This is a genomic window from Paraburkholderia sp. BR14320 (assembly GCF_040948665.1).
Taxonomy (GTDB): Bacteria; Pseudomonadota; Gammaproteobacteria; order Burkholderiales; family Burkholderiaceae; genus Paraburkholderia; species Paraburkholderia youngii.
This window is the reverse complement of sequence record NZ_JBFPKG010000018.1, coordinates 84,285-104,071: the sequence shown is the minus strand read 5'-3', so window position 1 is coordinate 104,071 and position 19,787 is coordinate 84,285. Positions and strand designations below refer to the sequence as shown.

The following is a 19,787-nucleotide window of genomic DNA, read 5'->3' as shown; positions in this document are numbered from 1 at the left end:
CCTGCAAGCGTGGGTCAGAAAATATGCGGAACATCCCCATGGGCATGCCGCTGGATCGGGTCGGCTGAATGACGCGGATTCGACGTGTGTCCCGCCTCGCCGACCATTTGATGAAAAAGCGCAACAATAAAGGCCAAATTCCGGCCGATTACTGCGTGATTGTTGTCTATTTGCCTATTATACGGGTTTATAGAACTTCATTTAACAATCCTTCCAGGCGCCGACCGCCGATCTGGCTGCACCGCCGCCCACCCTGGGATTCGAGCGCAGCGCGTTAGCCACGCGGAAACGGCCATGCGCGGTGTTCGCCGTCAGCCTGCCCTGAACCGTTCGTACTCTGGGAGGCGGGCGCGAGCTCCGTCGACAAGGTTGCCGGCGCCGCTACCGCACCGCCCTCGTTTTCCCAGCGGCTGAGTTCTCGGGCCGGGGAAATCTGGCCCGTGCGTTTGTGCTGCACGTAGCGAACCGCCAGAAAGCCGCCGAGTGCCATCAATGCGCCAAAAAAACCAATCGTGGGTCGTGTCATCATGAACTCCTTGGATCGTGATGCGGATGAGTGCGGCTCGTGCCAGACGTGCCCCCGCCATCCAGCGAGCCGATGCGCGCGTCGCTCGCCGCGCCGCCTCTAACGAGCAACCAGCACGCCGAGCAGAAATCCGGTGCCCGCCGCGAGCGCAAGCGAACGCCACGGGTTGTGGCGCACATAGTGCTCGGTGCTAACCGCCGCCTCGCGATAGCGTCGATGCACGTTGCGTTGCGCGTCGCCGAGCGTCGATTGCAGCGTTTCCACATGCGTGCCGAGCCGGTCGCGCAACGCATTGACGCCTTCGCCCGGCACGTTGGCGGCGAGCCGCAGCATTTCCTCCGAGTCCCTCAGCAGCACCCGAAGATCCTCGACGATCTTCTGTCCGCCGAGTGCAAGTTGTTGCGTGGTGTCAGTCATCGTTTACTCCTCGTCTGCTTCGGCGTTCGTGGCGTTGCCGCGGAATTGCCGCTCCAAGCGGTGCGATCGTTTGGGCTTAGCCGCGCGATGCGGGTTGACAGGTTGCCGCTTTGCGCTGGTCGGCAGCGCTGCGACGTAGCCGTCAAAAGCTCGCACGACTCGGTCAAACGGTCAATGATGCAATGCATGTGCCCGGTATATTTACCGCTTCAGCGCGCTGAAAAAGGCCAATTTCGAGCACTTTCGACCGATTGCGCGCACGGCGGCCGCCGCGGCTGCCAGTTCGATTGCGGGAAGCCGTGTCGAAGTGGTTAAATCGTCTTTTATGAGATAGTGGCTGTACGGTCTATCGCATTCAAGGCCTGCGCGCCGCATCACGAACTTCATTTGCACAGGACTCCCCTTTTTATGGCGTCAATCGATCTGGACTCGCCCACCGTGTCCGCCGGCGGCAATGCTTCGCCACAAGCGAAGCAGCGCGTCGGGGATGCCGTCGCGGGACTGAAATCGTACGGGCTGCTGTACGGCTCGTCGCCGGTGATGCTCGATCTGTACGAGCAGATCGAACGCGTCGCCGATACCGACGCGACCGCGCTGATCATCGGCGAATCCGGCACCGGCAAGGAGCTGATCGCCCGCACCATCCACGAGCGCAGCGGCCGCAAGGACGGCGCGTTCGTCGCCGTGAACTGCGGCGCGATTCCCGATGAGCTGATCGAAGCCGAGCTGTTCGGCCACGAAAAAGGCAGCTTCACCGGCGCGGTCCAAGGCCGCATCGGCTACTTCGAACATGCGAACGGCGGCACGCTGTTTCTCGACGAAATCACCGAAATGGCGCCGGTGCGCCAGGTCAAGCTGCTGCGCGCGCTCGAAACCGGCACGTTCTATCGGGTCGGCGGCAACGAGCTGATCAGCGGCAACGTGCGCGTGATCGCCGCGACCAATCGCGACCCGGCGGTGGCGGTCAAGGAAAACGGCTTGCGCGAGGATCTGATGTACCGGCTCGCGGTGTTTCCGCTGCGCGCGCCGCCGCTGCGCGAGCGCGAAAACGATCGCGAGTTGCTTGCGCAATACTTCCTCGCGCAATTGAATCAGCAGGAAACCACCAACAAGAGCTTCAGCAAACGCTCGATCGAAACGCTGCGTTCATGGTCGTGGCCGGGCAACGTGCGAGAGTTGAAGAACGCCGTGTATCGCGCGTTCATTCTCGCGGAGAAGACCGTCGAATTGCCGCATCCGCATCTTGCGTCGCGAGTCAAGAAAGCGGTCACGCAAGGCGACGCGATGAGCGTGTGGATCGGCACGCCGCTCGCCGACGCGCAGAAGCAGATCATTCTCGGCACCCTCAAGTACTGCGGCGGCGACAAGCGGCGCGCGGCCAAGGCGCTCGGCGTGAGCCTCAAAACGCTGTACAACCGGCTGAGCGCATACGGCGACGAAAGCGGCGAAGACGAAGCCGACTCATAGGCGCGCTGCAACGTAGGCCGTTCGCCCATGGCGGCGGCCGTTCCCAAATACCTGGCAGAGCCAGGCAAGCCTTCCCGCCCATGCAGCAGAAAACATCGCGGCGCACGATGTTTTGCAATTTCTTGCATTTTTTCGCTGCCAATTACAAAACGCATCCTGCACAATGCGGCAGCGTAATAATACGACGTGTCCTTCGTTTACACGCGCGACGCGTGAACGCAGGCACCTGTACGGGCAGGGACAGGAGAAATGCAAAAGAACATGGTGTGGGCCGACAACGCGAACTCCGTTGTCGCAGGCAAACGCCCCCACGTAACAGCGCTGATCGCGCTGGCGCTGGCAATATCGTCGGCATTGAGCGGCTGCAGCTCGTTGTACTCGGAAGGCGCGGTCGCGGGCGCCGGTATCGCGGGTGCCGCGGTCGCGGGCAAGGTCACCAGCAATGCGGCGGTCGCGACCGGTATCGGTCTCGGCGCGGTCGCCGCCGCGCGCGCCGGCGTGCAGTATTCGGAGCGCGTGGTCCACACGAATACGCAGAACAGCATCGCGCAGGCGGCCGGTCCGCTCGAGATCGGGGCGGTCGCTCCCTGGAGCATCACCCACTCTTTCCCGATCGAAGACGACGAGCACGGCCGCGTGACCGTCAGCCGCCTGATCAGCACCGGCGCGCTCGACTGCAAGGAAATCGTTTTTTCCGTCGATCAGACCGCAACGCGCGACAAGCCCGCGAGCAGCGCGTTTTACATCGCATCGGTTTGCCGTGACGGTAAGGACTGGCGTTGGGCATCGGCCGAACCCGCCACCGAGCGCTGGGGTGCGCTGCAATGAAATTGCGTTCGCCTGGCGTTCCGTGGGGTGATCGGCTTCGGCTCGTCGCGGCCGGCGCGCTATGCGTCGGCGCGAGCCTGCTGGCGAGCGGCTGCGCGTCGATCGGCGCCGCGAGCGGCGCGGCGGCGGGTGTCGCTTCGGGCATCGTGACCAGCAATCCGGCCGTCGCGCTCGGCGTCGGCGTGGCGGTGCAGGCCGCCACCGACGAAGCGGTCGCGCGCTACATGCGCAGCATGCACAAAGACCAGCAGGATCTGATGGCGGCGCTGGTCGGCACGATGCCGGTCGGCGAAACGAAACCATGGTCGGTCAAGCACACGTTGCCGATCGAGAACGGTCACGGCCAGGTGCGCGTGACGCGCGCGGTTAACTCGGCGCTCGCGCTGTGCAAAGACTTCGTGTTCTCGGTGCAGGACGGCGACGGCCCGAACGCGCCCGAGAGGTGGTTCACGGCCAGCGCGTGCCAGCAGGACAAGGGCTGGAAGTGGGCGACGGCCGAGCCGGCGGTCCCACGCTGGGGCAACCTGCAATAAAAAAGCGGCGAGGTTTTCCTCGCCGCTTTTTTGTCTGAACCGCGATCGTTTCCGCGGCAACCCAGACTCAAGACTCCACGTCTTCCAGACTGAAGATTTCCGTCTGGTCGTTATACGAAAAGATCTCGCCGTAACGGCCCCAGTTGATCACCGCGTCGAGCGTCTCTTCCGCCGCGCTGTCCGACAGGAAGTCTTCCAGCTCCTGCTCGAAGCGCACGCGCGGCGCACGATGCCCCGGCCGCTCGTTCAACACCTTCTTGATCCGCGCCGCGAGCGGCACGTGCCGCAGCAGATGCTCGGCGAACATCATCTTCCGTTCCTGCGTACCGAACTCGGAGAACACGCGCGCCGGCGGCGTCAGGAAAATGTCGCCCTCGCGCACGTCGGCGAAACCGAGGTGCTGCAGCACTTCGGCGATCGGGAACAGATCGTCGACCTCGAGATGCAGAGACCGCGCGATTTCCGGCATGTCCGCGCGGCCGTGATACGGCGCGGCGGCGAGCGTCTCGATCAGACCGGCCATCAGGTTGGTCGACACGTGCGGCAGCCAGCTGCCGAGCTCGAGCCCCTTCTTGGTCTTTTCGTCGGTCTGGCGCGCGGTCATCTTCGCGTAGATCTCGTCGACGAGGCGGCGGAACGCCGGGTCGAGACGATTGCGCGGATGCTTGAACGGCACCTTGATCTCGGCGATCACGCGGCCCGGGTTCGACGACAGCACCAGAATGCGGTCGCACATGAACACCGCTTCCTCGATGTTGTGCGTGACGATCAGCACCGCCTTGATCGGCATGCGCCCTTGCGTCCACAGATCGAGCAGGTCGGTACGCAGCGTTTCCGCGGTCAACACGTCGAGTGCGGAGAACGGCTCGTCCATCAGCAGCAGTGTGGGATCAACGACGAGCGCGCGCGCGAAGCCGACGCGCTGGCGCATGCCTCCCGACAGCTCACGCGGATACGCGTTTTCGAAGCCGTCGAGACCGATCAGGTCGATCGCCGCGAGCGCGCGCGTGCGCCGCTCCGACGCGCCGACACCTTGCGCCTCGAGACCCGCTTCCACGTTCTGCAGCACCGTCAGCCACGGAAACAGCGCGAAGGTCTGGAACACCATCGCGACACCCTTCGCCGGGCCTTCGAGCGGCTTGCCCATGTACGTGACTTCGCCGTCGGTCGGCTCGATCAGGCCGGCGATGATACGCAACAGCGTCGACTTGCCCGAGCCCGAACGGCCGAGCAGACCGACGATCTCGCCTTCGCGCAGCGACAGATTCGCGTCGTCGAGGACGAGCAGTTCACCCTGAGTCTTGTTGAAGCCGCGGCACACGTCCTTGACGCGCAGGATTTCCTCGCCGAGGCGCGGGGGCTTCGGCGGCGTCTGGATCGGCGCGGCGGTCATAGCAGCTTTAGGATTTTGCATCGCGTTAAGCCTTCATTTCTCAATCTAGACGGAGCTTGCCTTCGGCGTAGGCGTACATCGGGCGCCACAGCAGACGGTTGAACAGGGTCACGAACAGGGACATCACGGCGATGCCCACGATGATCTTCGGATAGTCGCCGGCCGCGGTGGTCTGCGCGATATAGGCGCCGAGGCCATGCGCGGCAACCCTGGTATCGCCCCATTGCACGAACTCCGCGACGATGCTCGCGTTCCACGCGCCGCCCGACGCGGTGATCGCGCCCGTCACGTAGTACGGAAAAATGCCCGGCAGCATCGCCTGACGCCACCACTGCCAGCCGCGGATGTGAAAATTCTTGGCCGCCTCGCGGTAGTCGTTCGGATACGAGCTTGCACCGGCAATCACGTTGAACAGGATATACCACTGCGTGCCGAGCACGATCAGCGGTGACAGCCAGATGTCCGGATTCAGGTGAAAGCGCACGATGACGATCACGAACACCGGGAACAGCAGGTTCGCCGGGAACGCCGCGAGGAACTGCGCGAGCGGCTGCACCTTCTCCGCGAGCGCCGGGCGCAGGCCGATCAGCACGCCGACCGGCACCCAGATCACGGACGCGATCGCGATCAGCACGACCACGCGCAGCAGCGTGATCAGGCCCAGCACGAGCACGTGGCCGATTTCGTCGAGCGTCACGCCGGTACGCACATACAGGAACACGCGGTACACCACGTACACCGTGGCGAGCAGCACGATCGTCGCCCAGATGATGTCACCGAGCTTCGAGTTCTTCTCCCGCTGCGGCATGTGAAAGCGCGGCGCGCTGAACGCGGGCAACTGGAAGCGCACGCGAGCCGCGCGCGCGAACATCCAGCCGAGCGGCACCAGCAGGCGGTGAATCAGCCGCGTGCGGCGGATCAGATCGAGCAGCCACGATTCCGGCGCATCGCCCGAACTCGTGAACTCCATGCGGAACTTGTCGGCCCACGCGACGAGCGGACGGAACAGCAGCTGGTCATAGGCGAGGATCACGACCGTCATCGCGAGGATGACCCAGCCTATGGCGTGCAGGTTCTTGTCGCCGATCGCCTGCGCCAGGTAGGCGCCGATGCCCGGCAGCGTAATCGTGTTGTTGCCGACCGTGATCGCTTCGGAAGCGACCACGAAGAACCAGCCGCCCGACATCGACATCATCATGTTCCAGATCAGGCCCGGCATCGAGAACGGCACTTCGAGCTTCCAGAAGCGCTGCCACGCGGTCAGGTGAAAGCCGCGCGACACTTCATCGAGGTCGCGCGGCACCGTGCGCAGCGACTGGTAGAAGCTGAACGTCATGTTCCACGCCTGGCTCGTGAAGATCGCGAAGATCGCGGCGAGTTCCGCGCCGAGCACGCGGCCCGGGAACATCGCGAGGAAGAAGGTGACCGTAAACGAGATGTAGCCGAGCACCGGCACCGACTGCAGGATGTCGAGAATCGGCACCAGCACGAGGCCGGCGCGGCGGCTCTTGGCGGCCAGCGTGCCGTAGACCAGCGTGAAGATCAGCGAGGCGACCATCGCCGCGAGCATGCGCAGCGTGGTGCGCATCGCGTACTCGGGCAGGTTGGCCGGATCGAGCGAGATCGCCTGGGTCTTTAGCGTCGACATCGGCGCGAGCGTCTCGTGAAAGCCGATCGACGCCATCGCGATCAGGCAGATGATCAGCGGGAATGCGACGAAGTCCCAGCGGTTGGGCAACACCCGCCATGCCGACGCATTGGCGGTGCGCTTCAGGTTGAAGCTGAAATCCATCAGATGCCCTCCCTCTTGAAACAGGCATTCGAACGCTCGAAGGAGGCCGCGGCTGCTCCGCGGCGGTCTATGGGTCGGTCCGGAAAGCGGAAATCAGGCATGGCAAAACGCGCGTGCGTGGTAAATCGTTAGCGTTGGAGGCACATGGGCCGGCAATGGACAGCTACGTGGACGCGTCGCCCACGACCACAACCATCACGCCGAACTCCTGTCGCCGCGTGCGCCGCCCGAGGGCTGGCGGGCTTTCCTCGTTTTGGACGGCACGACACTACACCATCCTATGTTTCAGGCACAACCTTTCGCCGCAAATCGCGAGACGGCGTCGCAAGGCCGTGGCGTAAGGCTTCAGCAAGCCCCGGCACGCGCCGCCGCGCCGCACTGTACCCTGCTCGCGCGTACGTCAGCGTGACAGGTCGCGGGACTGTCTCGTCGCGTGGTGCGCAAGCCACATCGGCGCGACACCGCGGCCGTCGCCGCTCATTCGCTCCATCCGTCCACACACCTATCAAGAATGCCGCGCGGATGCCGTTAAGAATCTGATCGGCGCGGCATATGCAGACAGCATCCCAGCAATAACGGTGGCAACGTGCTTCGCGACGGTTAAAATCGGGAAACGACGTACCTGTTTATCAGCGGTTCAATCCGGGCATGGCGACGGCGCAACGCACGTCGCTCGTGACGGAACGAAACCGCAGCTGACGCAGATAACGACACAGCGTTGAGAGCGCGCTGCCCACCAACAAGCAAGTTGCATGTCACAGCCAGACGGATCAGAGGGTCGATGAACAGGACAACCTTGCGCCAGGTAGCCGGGCCGGTCAGTTTCGTGCTGATCGTCCTCGTCTGCTGGTTCGTGGCTGGCATGGTCGCGGACCGGATGGTACAGCAAGAGCTGGACGCGGCGTTGCACACGCAGCGGCAAATGTCCACGTCGATCGTCGACAACATGGCTGAAGTGATTGCCAGCGACCTCGCGATGTCCCGCGCCATCCCCGCAACCATGGCCGAAATGGACGTGGTCCAGCGTGCCCTCGTGCAATCGCAGAATTATGCCGTGAACGGCGAGGCGGCGGAACCCGCCTTGCGCGCCGCATTGCTGAAGGATCCGCAGATGGCCGCGGTCAGCCGATTCCTGCATGAAGCGCAAGGCTTCTCCGGGCTCGATCAGGTCTGGATCGTCAACGCGAACGGCATTTGCGTCGCCTCCAGCAATACGATGTCGAACCCCGAGGGCGCGCAGCAATCGTTCGTCGGCGTGGATATGCGCGCGCGCGGCTATCTGACGAGCGCACTGCTCGGCGCGTTCGCCGAAGCCTACGGCGTCGGTCGCGCGAGCGGCGAGCCGGGCATCTTCATCGCCGCGCCGGTGTACTCGGACGGACTGCTGGTCGGCGCGGTGGTCGCGAAGGTCGGCATCGCGCGGTTGCGCCACTGGGTCGCGCACGCGGGCACCTTCGTCTCCGACGACAACGGCGTCATCATCATGGCGCACAACAGCGCGCTCGAAGGCCACGCATTGCCGAACTCCCGCGTCACGCAGATGAGCCCCGCCGAGCGGCGCATCATCTACCGCCGTGAGACATTCCCCGATATGCTGATCCGCGAAGACACGCAAGTGCGTGAGCAGGCGCCGTGGGTACCGGCCTCGGTCGCCGCGCAGCTATTCGGCATGATCGAGCAGCCGGCCCCGGCGCTCTATCAGAACCGCGGCGGCCTGAACTCCGGACTTTCCGCGCATCTGGTCGATCCGCTCGCCGCGTGGCCGGAGCTGCTGCGCAACCACAAACGCGACCATCTGCTGGTGTTCCTGACACTGTCCGGCACCGTCGCGCTCGCGTGGGTGATCACCGTGTCCTACGTGCGCGAGCGGCGCCACCACCGCGCGACCCGCGATCTCGCCGAGCAGTTGCAGTCGGCCAATACGCTGCTCTCCGCGGAGGCGCGGCACGATGCGTTGACCGGCGCGCTGTCGCGGCGCTATTTCCTCGACCTGCTGCGCCACGAGATCGATCGCGCGCACGCGGGCCGCGAGCCGCTGTGCATGGCGATCGCCGATCTCGACCACTTCAAGCAGATCAACGACCGCTTCGGGCACGCCGCCGGCGACCGCGCGCTCGAACATTTCGTCGATACGTGTCGCGCCGAGCTGCGCAGCTCCGACGCGATCGGCCGGCTCGGCGGCGAAGAGTTCGGCCTGCTGCTGCCGGCCACCGATCTGGCAGGCGGGCGCGAAGTCGTCGAGCGGCTGCGGCTGCGGCTGAAAGCGATACCCTCGCCGAAGCTGCCGGCCGCGGCGGGGCTGAGCGTGAGCATCGGCATCACCGAGCTGTCGCCCGACGATCTGCCCGAGCGCCTGATGAGCCGTGCCGATACCGCGCTGTACGCGGCGAAGACCGGCGGGCGCGACCGCACCGAAGCGCTGCCGCCCGACGATACTGCGCCGCCTGCGCGCACAGCGGTGAATGCATGGTGAATGCCTGACGCTCGCCGAAATACTCAGCGCGACGGTATCGCCCTCTCCGCATAGCCAACCCACGCCAAGCCCTGCCCGCGCGAAAACGACGCCGAGCTTCCCGCAACGAAGCAGGTATCATCAATCCTGATATCGGAGTGTCACTACCGCACTAACGGGAGATTCGCATGAAGGGAAATCTGGTGATCGTCTGTCGCGATCAGGACGCTGAGGCATTCGACCATCTGCTCGCCGAATACGGCGCGTTCCAGACGCGTCTGTCGTCGACCGCGTGGTATCTGAAACTGGAGGTCGCGCCGGAACTGATTCAGGAGGAAATACTCGCGCGTCTCGGCAAATATACGACGCACTATATTTTCGAGGCGGAATCGGTGACGTGGAATACCGTCGATAGCGAAACGGCGAATGCGTTGAATACGCTGTTTTCGGACTGACCGCTCGCCGCGCGCGATGCCGACGCCCCCGCGCGCGCATCGCGACTGCAACACTCTGCTCTTACCACGCGTTTTCCGAGGCCGTCGCAACCCGCGGCAGCACTTCGAACGGAAAGCTCATCAACACCCGCAAACCGCGGCCGTCGTGATTGCCGATTTCCCACTCACCGCCCGCGCGCCGCACCAGCCGCTCGACGATCGCAAGACCCAGCCCGCTGTGGCCGTTGCCGCCGCGCGCCGGATCGAGCCGCACGAACGGCCGGCTCGCGCTGATCAGATCCTGGGCGGCGATGCCCTTGCCGTTGTCGCTAACGGATAGCGTAAAGCCCTGCGGTGTGCGCGCGGTCGCTACAACCACCGGCGGCGCCCCATATGCATGCGCGTTGTCGATCAGATTCGACAGGATCCGGTCGAGCGTGGCGGCCGGCAACAGAAACGACGGCCCGGCGTTCAGCTCCGTGTAAACGGTCGGAGCATCGCTGGACACCGCCCGATAGCTGCGCACGACACGCTCGCACTGCGCATCGACTTCCACGGGTTCGCTGCGGTCCGCGCCGTCGTGCGCGAACAGCAGGAACTGCTCGACGATATGCGTCATCGAATCGACGTCGCGCACGACGCCGTCGCGCGTCTTCGCGTCGTCCATCATTTCGGCGCGCAGCCGCAGACGCGCGAGCGGCGTCTTCAGGTCATGCGCGACACCGGCCAGCATCACCGCGCGATCGTTCTCGGTGCGCGCGACTTCCTGCACCATCTGATTGAAGCCGTGCGTGAGTTGCCGCAATTCGCGCGGCCCGCGCTCCGGCACCGGCGGCACCGGCAGCCCGCGGCCGAAGCGCGCGACCGCCTGCGCGAGCAAGCGCAGTGGCCGCTGCAGCGCCCAGGCGGCGAACAGCGCCGCCATCACCGCGAACGAGAAAATAATGACGAGCCACAACACCGTGCGGTCGAGCGAGCGCGGCATGCGCAGCGGCTGAACCGGCACGACGATCCAGTTCTGATCAGTCGCGGCGCGCACCCATAGCGTGGGCGGTCCGCCGGGCGGACCGACGCGCACCTGGGTGTCGGCCGGCATGCGGTCGCGCACGTCCTCGACGAAACGCTCGAGCGGCGGCGGCATGCTCGCGCGGGCTGCCGGCACGTCCGGGCTGGCAGGGTCGACCAGTTGCACTCGCGATGGCAGCGGTTGATCCGGTGTGCGGGCGACGTGCTGACGCACCGCGTCGACGAGGAAGGTCGCTTCCTCGACCGCGTAGCGCGCTTGCAGTTGCGAGCGTTCGAGCCGCATCAGCGCGTACCACGCGAAATGAGACAGCATCAGCACCGCGACGACGAGTAGTGCGAGCCGCCCGAACAGCGAATCAATGGGCCGACGCATGCTGCTCGCCGTCCGGCACGAACACGTAACCGCGGCCGCGCACAGTCTGGATGAAGCGCGGTGTGGATGGATCGGTTTCGAGAATGCGACGCAGGCGCCACACCTGCACGTCGATGCCGCGGTCGGTGCCGTCGTACTCGGGACCGTGCAGCAGTTCCAGCAGGCGCTCGCGCGTGAGCGTGCGCATGGGGTGATTGACGAAGATCTTCAGCAGCGCGAACTCGCTGCCCGACAGCGTGAGCGGCTTGTCTTCGAGATGCAGCGTGCGCGATTGGAAATCGAGCGTGAAGCGGCCGAAGCTGAACGGCTCGCGCTGCTCGGGCGCAGCGGCCGACGGCAGCGTGCGGCGGCGGCGCAGCACCGCCTGCACGCGCGCGAGCAGTTCGCGCGGATTGAACGGCTTGCCGAGGTAGTCGTCCGCGCCGAGTTCGAGTCCGACGATACGGTCGACGTCGTCGGCGCGCGCGGTCAGCATGATGACGGGAATATCGTCGCCCGATGCGCGCAGCTTGCGCAGCGCGGTGAGGCCGTCCACGCCGGGCATCATCAGGTCCAGCACGATGAGGTCGGGGCGCTCGCGCTCGAGGCGCCGTTCGAGTGAGCCCGCGTCGTGCAGCACCGAAACTTCGATGCCCTGACGGGCCAGATAGTCGCGCAGCAGATCGCGCAATTCGACGTCGTCGTCGACGACCAGGATTTGAGTAGCCATGGAATGAAGTTTAACGCGCGGCAGAAAGGGATTTCGTTTTCCAAACGGTCTGAAGGGTTACCGGGTGTTACGGTGAAAGCCGCGCGTAATTGCTGGTAATGGCGGCGTCCTGGCGCGTAACACAGCGGCGCACGCGGTTCTCTACGCTGTGCCTTACCGAGTGCAGGCAGTCCAAAGACCGGTTGCATCGTCGGCTATTCCATTACAAGGAGCCTCATATGTCCACCAAAAAGATGTCGCGCGTTCTCGCCGTTGCTGCCACCGCTCTCGCCATCGGCGCGGGCGCCGCTTACGCCGCTCAACCCGCCGAGCAGGCGCAAGGCGGCCCCGGCGGCTGGCACGGCCACTTCATGAAGGAACTGACCCAACTCCACGATCAGCTGAAGCTGAACGCGGATCAGGAAAAGCTGTGGCAAAGCGCGCTCGATACGATGAAGCAGAATCACGAAGCGATGCGCGCGAATCATAAGCAGGCTCACGACCAGTTCAAGGCCGCGCAGCAACAGCCGATCCTCGATCTGAACCCGATGGCCGCGACGCATCAGCAGATCGAGCAGAAGGACGCCCAACTGCGTCAGCAAACCACCGACGCATGGCTCAAGTTCTATAACGGCCTGAACGACCAGCAGAAGACCACTGTCAGCACGGCGATCAAGCAGCGCTTCGCGCGGATGGAACAGCGTCACGAGAAGATGCGCGAGGGTTGGGAGCATCACAAGGGCGCGGCGTCGGCGCCGGCCGCTAATCAGTAAGCGGCTCGTTGCATCCGCGAGGCGTGCCAGGGAGGGCGCCTCGCTAATAGAAAAAACGCCACGGAAGAGGTTTTCCGTGGCGTCGTCGTTTTGGTGCTGCTCGCGGCTCGATCCGCGGGCCGCGGGCCGCGCGAATCAACCGCTCGGATCAGCCGTTTAACTGACCGAGATCGAACAGCAGCACTTCCGCGCCGTCGCCCTTTTCGAGCGTCACCGTGTCGACGTCGCTGAGCTTCGCGGCATCGCCCGCTTCGAGCACCGTGCCGTTCACGCCCAGCGTGCCGCGCGCGACGTGCAGATAGGCGAGACGCCCCGCCGGTATGGCGAACGTCGCGTGTTCGGCGCCGTCGAACAGTCCCGCATAGATCGACGCGTCCGCATGGATCGTCACCGAGCCGTCGCGGCCGTCGGGCGACGCGATCACGCGCAGACGGCCGCGCTTGCTGTCGGCGTCAAAGCGCTTTTCCTCGTAGCCGGGCTGATCGCCCGCGCGGCGCGGAATGATCCAGATCTGCAGCAGATGCGCGGGTTCGTCGCGCGACGCGTTGAACTCGCTATGCTGCACCCCGGTGCCCGCGCTCATGCGCTGCACGTCGCCGGGACGGATCGTCGAGCCGTTGCCCATGCTGTCGCGATGCGCGAGCGCGCCCTCGAGCACATACGTGACGATCTCCATGTCGCGATGCCCATGCGCGCCGAAACCCTGGCCGCCGGCGATGCGGTCTTCGTTGATTACGCGCAACGGCCCGAAGTGCACATGCTCGGGGTCGCGGTAATCGGCAAACGAGAAGCTGTGATACGAGTCGAGCCAGCCGTGGTTGGCGTGACCGCGTTCGGCGGAACGGCGAATCTCGATCATGGAAAGTCTCCCGGTAAGTACTCAATCAGAGCGATGCGTGGAATGTAGGGGCTGCGTGGGCACTAAACAATCGTGCGCGACCGCACCGCAGCGTTCCACCGCTGCATGCAATCGCGCGGACGGCACGGATGCCCGGCGCCCGGCAGCCCGGCGCCCCCAAAACCGCGCCGGCGTCGCGCACGCACAACGCGCTGCGCGGCGTCTTGCCGCTCGCTGCCGCCCCGCGCTGGCAGCTTGCCGCTCTTCGGGTAAAATACCGCGCTTTTCAAGCCGCGTGGACGTCCAGCGGGGCGTGCAGGCCGCGCCGGCAAGCCTCTCCGGGCCGGCCGCAACCGGCGCGCGACGGGCTCCGACCCGGCGCCACGCCCGCGCGAGGCATGTCCGGCAAACACGGAACGCGCCGGAGCAGCGCGCCGCGTCGCACGAACCGCCCGCGCAAGGAAGACGAGCGCGCGGCGACAATCCCTGCGGCACGGCAATTTTGACCGCCTAGAATAGCGACCGTCGGCCCTCGGCCGGCGCTCGTCGGGTCGAGTCATCACGACGATCAGTTTGGTTCAGGAGAAACATGAAGAAGTTCGCACTGTGCGTGGCTCTGGCAGTCATGGCCACCAGCGCGATGGCGAAAGAATGGAAGACGGTGCGCATCGGGGTCGACGCCAGTTATCCGCCATTCGAATCGAAGGCGCCTAATGGCGACATCCTCGGTTTCGATGCCGACCTCGCCCGCGCGCTGTGCGCGAAGATGAACGTGAAGTGCGTGTGGGTCGCGCAGGATCTGGACGGCCTCATTCCGGCGCTGAAAGCTCGCAAGTTCGACGCGATCATCTCCTCGCTCAGCGTCACCGACAAGCGCCGCGAGCAGATCGACTTCTCCGACAAGATGTTCGACGCGCCCGCCCGCATGATCGCGAAGACCGGTTCTCCGCTTCTGCCCACCCCTGAATCGCTGAAAGGCAAGCGCGTCGGCGTCGAGCAGGGCTCGACGCAGGAACAGTACGCGAAGGTCTGGTGGGAACCGAAGGGTGTGGTCGTCGTGCCGTACCAGAATCAGGACCAGGTGTACGCGGATCTCGCATCGGGCCGTCTCGACGCCGCGCTGCAGGACGAAGTGCAGGCCGACGCCGGCTTTCTGAAGACACCGCGCGGCAAGGGCTTCGGCTGGGCCGGTCCGGAAGTGAAGGACCCGAAGACGATCGGCGAAGGCACCGCGATCGGTCTGCGCAAGAGCGATGCCGAACTGAAGGCGAAGTTCAATCAGGCGCTCGCCGAGGTTCATCGGGACGGCACGTTCAAAAAGCTCGAGAAGCAGTACTTCGACTTCGACATTTATCCTGGCCGTTGAGCAAAACAGGCAGGATACTGAGTGGTAGGCCAGCTCGGGCCGGTGGCGATGGCAGTGCAAGTGGCACCGAAGGCGGCAATCGAAGGTAGCAATCGCAGGTAGCAACACAAGGCAGTAGATTCAAAACAATCCGAGACGAAAGTCCCAAAAGCGCGCTGCAGGAGCCACCAACGTTTCTGCGGCATGATTTGCACAGCGGCACGCTGTGCGCCGCGGATCACGGCGAGCCAGGCGCTCGTCCCCGACGCGGCGCAGCGCGGGCCGCGTCTTTCGCGGTGCGCGAGAAACGCATCGTCGAGGACTTCCTATGTTCCTTCAAGGCTACGGCCCGCTACTCCTCAGCGGCACCTGGCAAACCGTCAAGCTGGCGGTGTTCTCGCTCGCGCTCGCGTTCGTGCTCGGCCTGCTCGGCGCAGCGGCGAAACTGTCGAAGAATCGCCTGTCGAACGGCGTCGGCACCGTCTACACGACGCTCGTGCGCGGCGTGCCCGATCTCGTGCTGATGCTGCTGCTGTTCTATAGCATCCAGATCTGGCTGAACAACCTGACCGACGCGATGGGCTGGGACCAGATCGACATCGACCCGTTCGTGGCCGGCGTCGCGGTACTTGGCTTCATCTACGGCGCGTACTTCACCGAGACGTTCCGCGGCGCGTTTCTCGCGGTGCCGCGCGGCCAGCTCGAAGCGGGTGCGGCGTATGGCATGACGAGCTGGCAGGTGTTCTCGCGCGTGATGTTCCCGCAGATGATGCGCTTCGCGCTGCCCGGCATCGGCAACAACTGGCAGGTGATGGTCAAGGCGACCGCGCTCGTGTCGATCATCGGTCTCGCCGACGTCGTCAAGGCCTCGCAGGACGCCGGCAAGGGCACCCTGCGGTTCTTCTTCTTCACCCTGCTCGCGGGGGCGATCTATCTCGTCATCACCACAGTGTCGAACTTCGTGCTGATGTACCTCGAAAAGCGTTACTCGACCGGCGTGCGAAAGGCGGATCTATGATCGAGATCATTCAGCAATACTGGCGCAACTATCTGTTCACCGACGGCTATCGCTTTACCGGTGTCGCCATCACGTTGTGGCTGCTGGTCGTGTCGATCGGCCTGGGCTTCTGTCTGTCGGTGCCGCTCGCGGTCGCGCGCGTGTCGAAGAAGAAATGGCTCGCGGGCCTCGTGTGGCTCTATACCTATATCTTCCGCGGCACGCCGCTCTATGTGCAGCTGCTGCTGTGCTACACGGGCCTCTACAGCCTCGAGATCATCCGCAACAACGAGCTGACCAACGCGTTTTTCCGTGACGGCATGCACTGCACGCTGCTCGCGTTCACGCTGAACACCTGCGCGTACACCACCGAAATCTTCGCGGGCGCGATCAAGGCAACGCCCTTTGGCGAAATCGAAGCGGCGCGCGCGTACGGCATGTCGTCGTTCACGCTGTACCGGCGCGTGATTCTGCCGTCGGCGCTGCGCCGCGCACTGCCCTACTACAGCAACGAAGTGATCCTGATGCTGCACGCGACCACGGTCGCGTTCACGGCCACGGTGCCGGACATCCTGAAGATCGCGCGCGACGTGAACTCCGCGACGTATCAGTCGTTCAACGCCTTCGGCATCGCCGCGCTGCTGTATCTCTGTATTTCTTTCGCGCTCGTGTGGCTGTTCCGCCGCGCCGAGCGTCGCTGGCTCGCTTACCTGCGGCCGCAAGGCAAGTAACTGCGCGTCCCTGGACAAGCAAGAAGCGTTAAGGATCCTGATGAACTCCAAGAAGCAGAAGCTCTTCGTCGACGAGCTTCACAAAAAGTATGGCGACAACGAAGTCCTCAAGGGCGTGTCGCTGAAAGCCAATGCCGGCGACGTGATCAGCGTGATCGGTTCGTCCGGTTCGGGCAAGAGCACGATGCTCCGCTGCATCAACTTTCTGGAACAGCCGAACGCGGGGCGCATTTTCGTCGACGGCGAGGAAGTGCGCACGCAGACCGCCAAGGACGGCGCGTTGCGCGTGTCGGACCCGAAGCAGTTGCAGCGCGTGCGCACCAAGCTTTCGATGGTGTTCCAGCACTTCAACCTGTGGTCGCACATGAACGTGCTCGAGAACATCATCGAGGCGCCGGTGCATGTACTCGGTCTGAAGCGCAAAGAAGCCGAGGAACGCGCGCGCGAATATCTGGAGAAGGTCGGTCTCGCGCCGCGTCTCGAGAAGCAATATCCGTCGCATCTGTCGGGCGGCCAGCAGCAGCGCGTGGCGATTGCGCGGGCGCTGGCGATGCACCCGGACGTGATGCTGTTCGACGAACCCACCTCGGCGCTCGACCCGGAGCTCGTCGGCGAAGTGCTGAAGGTGATGCAGAAGCTCGCCGAGGAAGGCCGCACGATGATCGTCGTCACACACGAAATGGGCTTCGCGCGCAACGTGTCGAATCACGTGATGTTCCTGCATCAGGGCCGCGTCGAGGAAGAAGGCCATCCGGACGAAGTGTTCAAAAACACGAAAAGCGAGCGTCTGAAGCAATTCCTGTCGGGCAGTCTCAAGTAATAAAAATTACCCGCGACTTACGATGCGAATAACATCGAAAATGTAGTCAATGTAGTTTTACAAGGCGCTTACGAGCGCCTTTTTCGTTTTTGCCGCGTCCTTTCCCCTGGCCATCCGAACGACGGAAAAGCGCCGAAAATCCCACAGAACGGGCTGTACAGGCCTGGTTTTCGCCCTAACCTGCCACTTTTGGCTCGTCAATAGTGACAATCCTTAATGCGACCCTTTCCGAGCCGCGCTTCCCTTGCCGGACAAGGCGCTGCGCCATTTTCCGAGGGGTTCCTCCGGGTCCGGGCGCACATTCGTATTGCAATTTGGCGACACCGCCTGTGGGCGGTACTAATTTCTTCTCCCAGTTAAAGTTATTTTTGATAAATTGGTAACCAAAGTAGCAAAACAAAGTTGATTAAAAGTAGTTTCACTTCAAACACAGAGGAGAACCGGTCGGCGTGGGATCGGCATGACGCAAAGATAGCTCGACGCTACATGTCATGACAGGAGCACCCCTATCCACCCGCCACTCTCCCCTGGTACCGCTTCCTGTTCGGTGCTGATCGCGTCCGAACACCACTCGCAGTACTGGGTTTCTTTTTTTGACAGGGTATGGAGGAGAAGATGAAGAAAGCTTTGCTCGTCGCTGCGCTGATGTCGGCCGGCGTTGTTGCACACGCTCAGAGCAGCGTTACGCTGTATGGTCGTTTGGATGCAGGTCTCGAGTACATGTCGGGCGTCCCGACCGGCGCTAACGCCAACGGCGCGGCCAACACCAGCTCGAACCGCTTCAAGGCGGAAAGCGGCGACTGGGGCACCAGCCTGTGGGGCATGAAGGGTGTCGAAGACATCGGCGCCGGCAACAAGATTCTGTTCCAGTTGGAAGGCTCGTTCAACACGATGACGGGCGCAGGTCCTAGCGGTGGCGGTCTCTTCAATCGCTGGGCAACGGTCGGCATCTCGAACGACCAGTACGGTACGTTCACGATGGGCCGCATGCTCTTCATCTCGAACGGCGTGTGGGACTTCGACCCGTTCGGTCAGTCGTCGTGGTCGTCGGCATCGCTGGTGCGTGGCCGCAACTGGCCGCAGTCGAGCAACAACTTCGCGTACCAGTCGCCGAAGATCGCGGGCTTTGACTTCTACGGTCAATACGCGCTGTCGAATGCGACGAGCTGGAACGGTAACGGCACGACGGCGCAAGGTCGCGAAGCTGGCGCGCAGATCACCTACACGACCTCGCTGTTCCAGATCCGCGGTCTGTACGACGAAATCCGCAACAAGAATAACGGCCAGCTGTGGGGTGGCCCGGTCGCCAACAACGGCATCAATACGGATAACACGGCCAACGGCGTCTTCGCAGCATCGCGCGAGTACTCGGCTCTCGTGAACGTGTTCCTCGGCCAGTTCAAGATTCAGGCCGCTTACCAGGCAATCCGTTCGGCAGGTGCGACGGGCGTTGCACCTGGTCAGCCGACCACCCTGGATCACGAATGGGGCGGTGTGACGTGGCAGGCAACGCCGGCTGCAGCGCTGATCGCGGCGGTCTACCACGTGAACGGCAACAACGGCGCGGGCAATGCGACGATCTACACGATCGGCGGTTCGTACAACCTGTCGAAGCGCACGCTGCTCGACCTGCAGGCAGCAACGGTACGCAACAGCCGCAATGCCAACTTCGGTCTGAACGCGAACAATGCGGGCTTCGCCGCTGCAACGGACAACCCGCTGCAAGGCCGCCAGCAAAGCGGCGTGTACGCAGGTATCCAGCACTCGTTCTAATCGAACGGTGCGCCCCGAGGGTCACACCTCGGGGAGTAACACAGGTTTCTTCGAGAGAATCTTTTTCACGCTGCTGCGAGAGGCGCGTATCGGTGCAATATCCGCAAGGGTATTGCACCGTTTTTTCTTCGGCGGCCGAATTTGAGTTCTTGCGCGCACCGGGCCGGTGCGTGCTTGCGCAGCTTCAGACGGCCGCTTCGTTCTCTTCGCCGGTACGGATGCGGATGACGCGCTCGACGTCCGCGACGAAGATCTTGCCGTCGCCGATCTTGCCGGTGCGCGCCGCGCCGATGATCGCGTCGATGACCTGATCGCACTGGTTATCCGCGACCACGACTTCGATTTTCACTTTCGGGAGAAAGTCGACCACGTACTCCGCACCACGATACAGCTCGGTATGCCCTTTCTGGCGGCCGAATCCCTTGACCTCGGTAACGGTCAGGCCGGTGAGGCCGACTTCCGCGAGCGCCTCGCGCACTTCGTCGAGTTTGAACGGTTTGATGACTGCGGTGATGCGCTTCATGGCGACCTCGTCTCTTGATGGGAAGAGTGGAAAGGGAAAGGATGATTTTTATTCTACG

19 protein-coding genes are annotated in these 19,787 nt (G+C 63.7%); 11 read left to right on the top strand and 8 right to left on the bottom strand.

The window, feature by feature from the left end; all coding sequences use genetic code 11:
• Positions 1 to 274: 274 nt before the first annotated feature.
• Both AB3X89_RS18625 and AB3X89_RS18620 read right to left on the bottom strand, forming a co-directional pair.
• The gene (locus tag AB3X89_RS18625) at positions 275 to 526 is read right to left on the bottom strand and encodes a hypothetical protein (protein WP_368584606.1); all 252 of its coding nucleotides are present in this window, start codon (positions 524 to 526) and stop codon (positions 275 to 277) included.
• Between the two features lie 99 nt (positions 527 to 625).
• Positions 626 to 943 (bottom strand): YqjD family protein, encoded by a 318-nt coding sequence (locus tag AB3X89_RS18620; RefSeq protein WP_368584582.1) that lies wholly within the window; start codon positions 941 to 943, stop codon positions 626 to 628.
• 408 nt (positions 944 to 1,351) lie between these two features.
• Between AB3X89_RS18620 and AB3X89_RS18615 the strand changes: the two genes are divergently transcribed.
• From AB3X89_RS18615 to AB3X89_RS18605, 3 genes are all read left to right on the top strand, one after another.
• Complete coding sequence (locus tag AB3X89_RS18615) at positions 1,352 to 2,410, top strand: sigma-54 interaction domain-containing protein (RefSeq protein ID WP_368584581.1); 1,059 nt, start codon at positions 1,352 to 1,354, stop codon at positions 2,408 to 2,410.
• Positions 2,411 to 2,659: 249 nt separating this feature from the next.
• Positions 2,660 to 3,238 carry a hypothetical protein gene (locus tag AB3X89_RS18610; protein ID WP_368584580.1) on the top strand — a complete coding sequence of 193 codons (579 nt, stop codon included), beginning with the start codon at positions 2,660 to 2,662 and terminating at the stop codon, positions 3,236 to 3,238.
• On the top strand, positions 3,235 to 3,771 hold the full coding sequence (locus AB3X89_RS18605; RefSeq protein ID WP_368584579.1) for a hypothetical protein: 537 nt from the start codon (positions 3,235 to 3,237) through the stop codon (positions 3,769 to 3,771). The genes AB3X89_RS18610 and AB3X89_RS18605 overlap by 4 nt, the downstream gene beginning before the upstream one ends.
• A 67-nt stretch (positions 3,772 to 3,838) precedes the next feature.
• On the opposite strand, the gene AB3X89_RS18600 is transcribed toward AB3X89_RS18605, so the two are convergent.
• Positions 3,839 to 5,185, bottom strand: coding sequence for an AAA-associated domain-containing protein (locus tag AB3X89_RS18600; protein ID WP_176109243.1), 1,347 nt, complete (start codon positions 5,183 to 5,185; stop codon positions 3,839 to 3,841).
• 19 nt (positions 5,186 to 5,204) lie between these two features.
• Entirely contained in the window at positions 5,205 to 6,956 is a 1,752-nt protein-coding gene (locus AB3X89_RS18595) for an ABC transporter permease (RefSeq protein WP_368584578.1), read from the bottom strand.
• A gap of 781 nt (positions 6,957 to 7,737) precedes the next feature.
• Here AB3X89_RS18595 and AB3X89_RS18590 point away from each other — a divergent pair.
• Both AB3X89_RS18590 and AB3X89_RS18585 read left to right on the top strand, forming a co-directional pair.
• Positions 7,738 to 9,429 carry a diguanylate cyclase gene (locus tag AB3X89_RS18590; RefSeq protein ID WP_368584577.1) on the top strand — a complete coding sequence of 564 codons (1,692 nt, stop codon included), beginning with the start codon at positions 7,738 to 7,740 and terminating at the stop codon, positions 9,427 to 9,429.
• Between the two features lie 167 nt (positions 9,430 to 9,596).
• A complete protein-coding gene (locus AB3X89_RS18585; protein ID WP_013088792.1) occupies positions 9,597 to 9,863 on the top strand; it encodes a hypothetical protein in 267 nt (88 codons plus the stop codon).
• 61 nt (positions 9,864 to 9,924) lie between these two features.
• On the opposite strand, the gene AB3X89_RS18580 is transcribed toward AB3X89_RS18585, so the two are convergent.
• Positions 9,925 to 11,241 (bottom strand): ATP-binding protein, encoded by a 1,317-nt coding sequence (locus AB3X89_RS18580; RefSeq protein WP_368584576.1) that lies wholly within the window; start codon positions 11,239 to 11,241, stop codon positions 9,925 to 9,927.
• A complete protein-coding gene (locus tag AB3X89_RS18575) occupies positions 11,225 to 11,950 on the bottom strand; it encodes a response regulator (protein ID WP_018419780.1) in 726 nt (241 codons plus the stop codon). The genes AB3X89_RS18580 and AB3X89_RS18575 overlap by 17 nt, the downstream gene beginning before the upstream one ends.
• A gap of 218 nt (positions 11,951 to 12,168) precedes the next feature.
• On the opposite strand from AB3X89_RS18575, the gene AB3X89_RS18570 reads away from it, so the two are divergent.
• Positions 12,169 to 12,702 carry a periplasmic heavy metal sensor gene (locus AB3X89_RS18570; protein ID WP_368584575.1) on the top strand — a complete coding sequence of 178 codons (534 nt, stop codon included), beginning with the start codon at positions 12,169 to 12,171 and terminating at the stop codon, positions 12,700 to 12,702.
• 148 nt (positions 12,703 to 12,850) lie between these two features.
• On the opposite strand, the gene AB3X89_RS18565 is transcribed toward AB3X89_RS18570, so the two are convergent.
• Positions 12,851 to 13,561 carry a pirin family protein gene (locus AB3X89_RS18565; RefSeq protein WP_368584574.1) on the bottom strand — a complete coding sequence of 237 codons (711 nt, stop codon included), beginning with the start codon at positions 13,559 to 13,561 and terminating at the stop codon, positions 12,851 to 12,853.
• A 568-nt stretch (positions 13,562 to 14,129) separates the two neighbouring features.
• Between AB3X89_RS18565 and AB3X89_RS18560 the strand changes: the two genes are divergently transcribed.
• The 5 genes from AB3X89_RS18560 (at position 14,130) to AB3X89_RS18540 (ending at position 19,206) form a co-directional block, all read left to right on the top strand.
• Positions 14,130 to 14,906, top strand: coding sequence for an ABC transporter substrate-binding protein (locus AB3X89_RS18560; protein ID WP_368584573.1), 777 nt, complete (start codon positions 14,130 to 14,132; stop codon positions 14,904 to 14,906).
• A 307-nt stretch (positions 14,907 to 15,213) separates the two neighbouring features.
• The gene (locus AB3X89_RS18555; protein WP_013088786.1) at positions 15,214 to 15,903 is read left to right on the top strand and encodes an ABC transporter permease; all 690 of its coding nucleotides are present in this window, start codon (positions 15,214 to 15,216) and stop codon (positions 15,901 to 15,903) included.
• Complete coding sequence (locus tag AB3X89_RS18550) at positions 15,900 to 16,613, top strand: ABC transporter permease (RefSeq protein ID WP_368584572.1); 714 nt, start codon at positions 15,900 to 15,902, stop codon at positions 16,611 to 16,613. Before AB3X89_RS18555 ends, AB3X89_RS18550 begins: the two co-directional genes overlap by 4 nt.
• A 40-nt stretch (positions 16,614 to 16,653) precedes the next feature.
• A complete protein-coding gene (locus tag AB3X89_RS18545) occupies positions 16,654 to 17,433 on the top strand; it encodes an ABC transporter ATP-binding protein (protein WP_368584571.1) in 780 nt (259 codons plus the stop codon).
• A 615-nt stretch (positions 17,434 to 18,048) separates the two neighbouring features.
• Entirely contained in the window at positions 18,049 to 19,206 is a 1,158-nt protein-coding gene (locus AB3X89_RS18540; RefSeq protein WP_368584570.1) for a porin, read from the top strand.
• Positions 19,207 to 19,390: 184 nt separating this feature from the next.
• On the opposite strand, the gene glnK is transcribed toward AB3X89_RS18540, so the two are convergent.
• The gene (gene glnK, locus AB3X89_RS18535; protein ID WP_006048444.1) at positions 19,391 to 19,729 is read right to left on the bottom strand and encodes a P-II family nitrogen regulator; all 339 of its coding nucleotides are present in this window, start codon (positions 19,727 to 19,729) and stop codon (positions 19,391 to 19,393) included.
• Positions 19,730 to 19,787: the final 58 nt, after the last annotated feature.